The sequence below is a fragment of the Desulfobacter sp. UBA2225 genome (genome assembly GCF_002348205.1).
Classification (GTDB): domain Bacteria; phylum Desulfobacterota; class Desulfobacteria; order Desulfobacterales; family Desulfobacteraceae; genus Desulfobacter; species Desulfobacter postgatei.
In genome coordinates, this window is record NZ_DDYV01000302.1 from 1 (window position 1) to 4,506 (window position 4,506).

The following is a 4,506-nucleotide window of genomic DNA, read 5'->3' on the forward strand; positions in this document are numbered from 1 at the left end:
CAATTTAAATGCGTTTGCCCTGTGTACCGCCACCCTTTAGTTGCATTTCCCAACGCTGTCCATTGAATACGCCTTCAAATACAGATATCGCCCGGCCATCGCCATAACCATTGCCGGTACCAAATGGACATTGGTGGGTATATTCGGTGCCATAAATTGACAGGGCATAGCCGGTTGCCCAGCCAATCTTACGCATAGGCTCCTGAGCTGCTGAGATATCACCAGAAAATACCTGGCAAAATTTTGCATCATTTACCAACTCGTCGCTCAATCCAAGTTCATTAAAAAAAGTGCTGCTATGGGTTACATATTCTGGTTCTGGAAGCGGCGTGGGAGTCACCGGTACGAAGTGACCAGAAAAAACCTGACGGGCACGGTGATCATCACCATCTCCGGTGGCATCAGGATCGGCATTTAAGGTATCCATTAAAGAATAATCAGCTAATCGCACAAACTCATCGAAAGTCGATATGCTCTGCTGAGCAGATGGTTTAGACAATGACATTGTTGCAAATACCTCGCTATGGGGAGCGCACATTGAGCGCTATTAAACAAGATTACAGTAGCAACCGCATGCATTGGTTGGGAGCAAGAGTCAGTATTAGGGTTAGGCCAATGGTCAGAGTTAAATCCGCCACAGATGCGGCGGATTTTAAGTCGCCATCAAAGCAGGCCAATGGAAGCATATTTGAGATATGTCTCCATAGCCCTAACCTTTAAGACAAGGTTTGCGTGCTGCCGCCACCTCGTCCAGCCGTGTTACCTTAGGAAGATAGGGTGCTGATTTCAGTTTCTCCGGGTTTGAAGCCGCCTCTTTAACAATGGCTTTTACCGCCTCAATGAACTGGTCAATGTCATCTTTGGATTCGGTTTCAGTGGGCTCCACCATAAAGGCGGCATCCACCACCAGGGGGAAATATACTGTGGGAGGATGAAATCCGTAATCCAAAAGACGTTTGGCCATATCCATGGTGCTGATATGGTATTCCTGAACGCTTTTGTCGGTAAACACACATTCGTGCATGCAGGGCCTGTCATAGGGTAGGTCCAGGGTGGTTTTAAGGCTTTCCTTAATGTAATTGGCATTAAGTACGGCAAGCTGAGAAGCACGCTTCAGGCCGTCGCCACCCATGGACAGAATATAGGCAAAGGCCCTGACCATGATGCCGAAATGGCCATAAAAGGTGTGCATCCGGCCAATGGTATCGGGGCAATTTGTAATAAATGAATAGGTATCGTTTTCCTTTTGAACTCTTGGCACAGGAAGGAAGGGAATCAGATCTTTAACCACGGCCACCGGTCCGGAACCGGGTCCGCCACCGCCATGGGGGGTGGAAAAGGTTTTGTGAAGATTTAAATGGAGCACATCAATGCCAAGTTCGCCGGGTTTGATGATTCCCATGACGGCATTCATGTTGGCACCATCGCCATAGACAAGGCCGCCCTTGGCATGGACAATATCACAGACCTCCTTGATGTTGTCTTCAAACAGACCCAGGGTGTTGGGATTGGTAATCATGATGCCGGCGGTATCTTCGTCCATGGCCTCGGCAACCGTAGCAGGTTCCAGAACTCCTTTGGGCCCTGATTTAATATTCACGGATTTATATCCGCAAAGACTTGCAGACGCGGGATTCGTGCCATGGGCCGTATCCGGGACGAGAATTTTCGAACGTTGCCTTCCCTGTTTGGCGTGCCAGGCATGGATCATGAGCATGCCGGTGAACTCCCCATGGGCTCCGGCCGCTGGCTGCAGCGTGACGGCGGGAAACCCCGTGATCTCTCCGAGCAGTTGCTCCAACTCATACATCAGCTTTAACGCCCCCTGGGAAAATTGATCCCCGGCCAGGGGATGGGCTGCGGCAAAGCCTTTGCGGGCTGCCTGGACCTCATTGGTTTTGGGATTGTATTTCATGGTGCAGGACCCCAGAGGGTACATGCCTGAATCTATACAAAAATTCCACTGGGACAGGCGGATAAAATGACGGACCACATCAAGTTCAGACAATTGCGGAAGTTCCGGTGCATCACCGGTAAGTGCCGGATCAAGATCTGCTCTCGGCACGTCACTACTTGGTATGGAGATGCCGCATCTGCCTTCCCGGCTTTTATCCCATAGTTCAGGTTCGTTAAATATAAGGCCGGTTGTGCCTGGCTGTGTCATGCTTTCACCTCCTTTGCCAAAAGGTCCATGGCCTGTCTGGACACGGTTTCCGTGGCGCAGAAAAGATAATGGTCCGCCATGTCCGGGTAAAAGGGTTCAAGGGGGACCCCTGCAAACAAATTGTATTTTTCGGCAATCTCCCTGCGTTTGTTCGCAAATCCGGCAGGGGCTTTAAGGACAAACTCATTGAAAAATGCACCGCTGTAAACTGACTGAAGCCCGGCCCCCACAAGAATGTTTTTAAGATAAACGGCCTTGTCGTGATTAAGCCGGGCAATTTCCCTGATTCCGTTTTTTCCGGCCGCAGCCATATATATGGCGGCGGTCATGGCGTTGAGTCCGTTATTTGAGCAGATATTGGAAGAGGCTTTTTCCCTGCGGATATGCTGCTCTCTGGTGGCAAGGGTCAATACATACCCCCTGCGGCCCTTGGAATCGACGGTTTTTCCCACAAACCGGCCGGGAAGATTTCTCATCATTGACTGTGTGCCGGCTAAAATGCCAAGTCCCGGACCGCCAAAACTCTTGGTCATGCCAAGGCTTTGACCTTCTCCGGCAACAAGATCGGCGCCAAAGTGCCCGGGACTTTTCAGCAGCCCATGGGCCAACGCTTCGGTGAATGAGGTGATCAACAGGCAGTTTTTTTCATCGGCACAGGCCTTAAAACTGCCAAGATCTTCAATGTTTCCAAAAAAGTTAGGGGACTGAACCGCCACCCCTGCAATGTCATCCATGGATTTTAATGCAACCAGATCCGTCAGGCCGTTTTTATCTGCCGGTATGTCAACCATTTCATATCCGGACGGCCCCAGATAGGTCTTCATGATGTGGCGATGGGAGGGATGAATAAGATTTGATACCGCGATTTTATTTGCGCTTTTTGATTTACGCAGAGCAATAAGCGCGCATTCTGCCAGGGCTGTACCGCCATCGTAATGGGATGCCGTGGCAATATCCATACCTAAAAGCGCTGTAACCATGGTTTGAAATTCATAGATACCCTGCAAAGTGCCCTGACTCACCTCGGGTTGGTAAGGGGTGTAGGCTGTCATAAATTCGGACCTGGAAACAAGGTAGGGCACAATGGCAGGAATGTGGTGGTCGTAGGAACCGGCTCCCATCAGGCATGTATATGATCTGCATGCCGCATTTTGTGAGGCCAGTTTGTCCATTTCGGCATTTAAATCCCATTCACTTAACGCGTCCGGCAGGTTTAATCCGGTCTTTGTTTTGGCAGAGTCGGGGATGGTTTCAAATAGCTGATTCAGATCGGCGTGGCCGGTTACAGCCAGCATCTGGTCGATGTCCTGTCTGGTATGCGGCAGATAACGCATGGCATTTATCCTTTCAGCATTTCAAGGTATGCGGCCTGGTCTTTAAGATTGTCCATTTCGGACAGATCGTCGGGTTTAATTTTGACAAGCCAGCCCTTGTTGTAGCAGTCCGTGTTGACAAGCTCCGGCGCATCTTCAAGTTCTGAATTCACCTCAACGATTTCACCTGCAATGGGAAGAAAAATTTCAGATACCGCTTTAACGGACTCCACACTGCCAAATTCGTCTCCCTGGGCAAAGGTGTCACCAATTTCCGGCATTTCCACAAAAACAATTTCGCCAAGCTGATCCTGGGCATAGTCAGAAATACCCACACGGACCAAATCGCCTTCAAGCTTTGCCCATTCATGATCATCGGTGTATTTGACATCTGATGGGAAACTAAGTTCTTCAATGGATTTCATATTGCCTCCTCATTTTTATATGAAAGTCTAGGTAAGTTACTCAGATCTTTCAAGCTTTATTGTCGGCTATGCCTGGCAGTTGATATGTCAGGTCAGCCCATGGCTGTTATTTAAAATGTTTGATTGCAAGCCTTGCTGTCCTGTCCGGCCGAATGTCGGAAACAAGCCGGACCCCGATTTTGCGTTTGCCTTCGACAAGGGAGAGCCGGGTGCCCATATCAAGGGGCTGATTCACCATGACAAATCCGCAGGCAAGCCCTTTTATTGTGACATCCGGGGGCAGATTGGGCGTGTTGACACTGATAATTGTGTCTTCATGCCAAAAGATCCCCATGTCCGTTGCGCAGGTCAGTACCATGCCGATATCTTTGCCCTGCTCGGTGAGAACCCGTGCGGCATCGCCTGCCGTCACCTTTCTTAAAGAGTCACCGACAAAGGCATAGGTAAAGGATTGTTGCTCCAGATCCATAAGACTTTGAGACCCTAAAAATGTCTTGGTAAACCGGCGGGTACCGGCCTTAAAGGGCAGGGCAAACTCCCAGGGGTGGTTGATAAAGGGGAAATGCCCAATGTCCTGGTGGGACAGGGGCAGGCATGCACCGGC

General features: G+C 49.9%; 4 protein-coding genes and 1 pseudogene. All 5 read right to left on the reverse strand.

All coding sequences use genetic code 11. The features are described 5' to 3' along the window. Positions 1-4: 4 nt before the first annotated feature. Positions 5-505 carry a hypothetical protein gene (locus tag B3D59_RS15760; RefSeq protein ID WP_286821876.1) on the reverse strand — a complete coding sequence of 167 codons (501 nt, stop codon included), beginning with the start codon at positions 503-505 and terminating at the stop codon, positions 5-7. A gap of 204 nt (positions 506-709) precedes the next feature. Further along, positions 710-2,164 (reverse strand): aminomethyl-transferring glycine dehydrogenase subunit GcvPB, encoded by a 1,455-nt coding sequence (gene gcvPB, locus B3D59_RS15765; protein WP_286821881.1) that lies wholly within the window; start codon positions 2,162-2,164, stop codon positions 710-712. Continuing rightward, on the reverse strand, positions 2,161-3,498 hold the full coding sequence (gene gcvPA / locus B3D59_RS15770; RefSeq protein WP_286821884.1) for an aminomethyl-transferring glycine dehydrogenase subunit GcvPA: 1,338 nt from the start codon (positions 3,496-3,498) through the stop codon (positions 2,161-2,163). The genes gcvPB and gcvPA overlap by 4 nt, the downstream gene beginning before the upstream one ends. 5 nt (positions 3,499-3,503) lie before the next feature. Continuing rightward, entirely contained in the window at positions 3,504-3,902 is a 399-nt protein-coding gene (gene gcvH / locus B3D59_RS15775; protein ID WP_286821887.1) for a glycine cleavage system protein GcvH, read from the reverse strand. A gap of 106 nt (positions 3,903-4,008) precedes the next feature. Then, positions 4,009-4,506 (reverse strand): annotated as a pseudogene (locus B3D59_RS15780) (aminomethyl transferase family protein); the annotation flags it as partial.

Excerpts from the sequence above, each read along its gene's own strand:
- B3D59_RS15760 (WP_286821876.1), bottom strand. The coding sequence starts at position 505 with ATGTCATTGTCTAAACCATCTGCTCAGCAGAGCATATCGACTTTCGAT.
- gcvPB (WP_286821881.1), bottom strand. The coding sequence starts at position 2,164 with ATGACACAGCCAGGCACAACCGGCCTTATATTTAACGAACCTGAACTA.
- gcvH (WP_286821887.1), bottom strand. The coding sequence starts at position 3,902 with ATGAAATCCATTGAAGAACTTAGTTTCCCATCAGATGTCAAATACACC.
- gcvPA (WP_286821884.1), bottom strand. The coding sequence starts at position 3,498 with ATGCGTTATCTGCCGCATACCAGACAGGACATCGACCAGATGCTGGCT.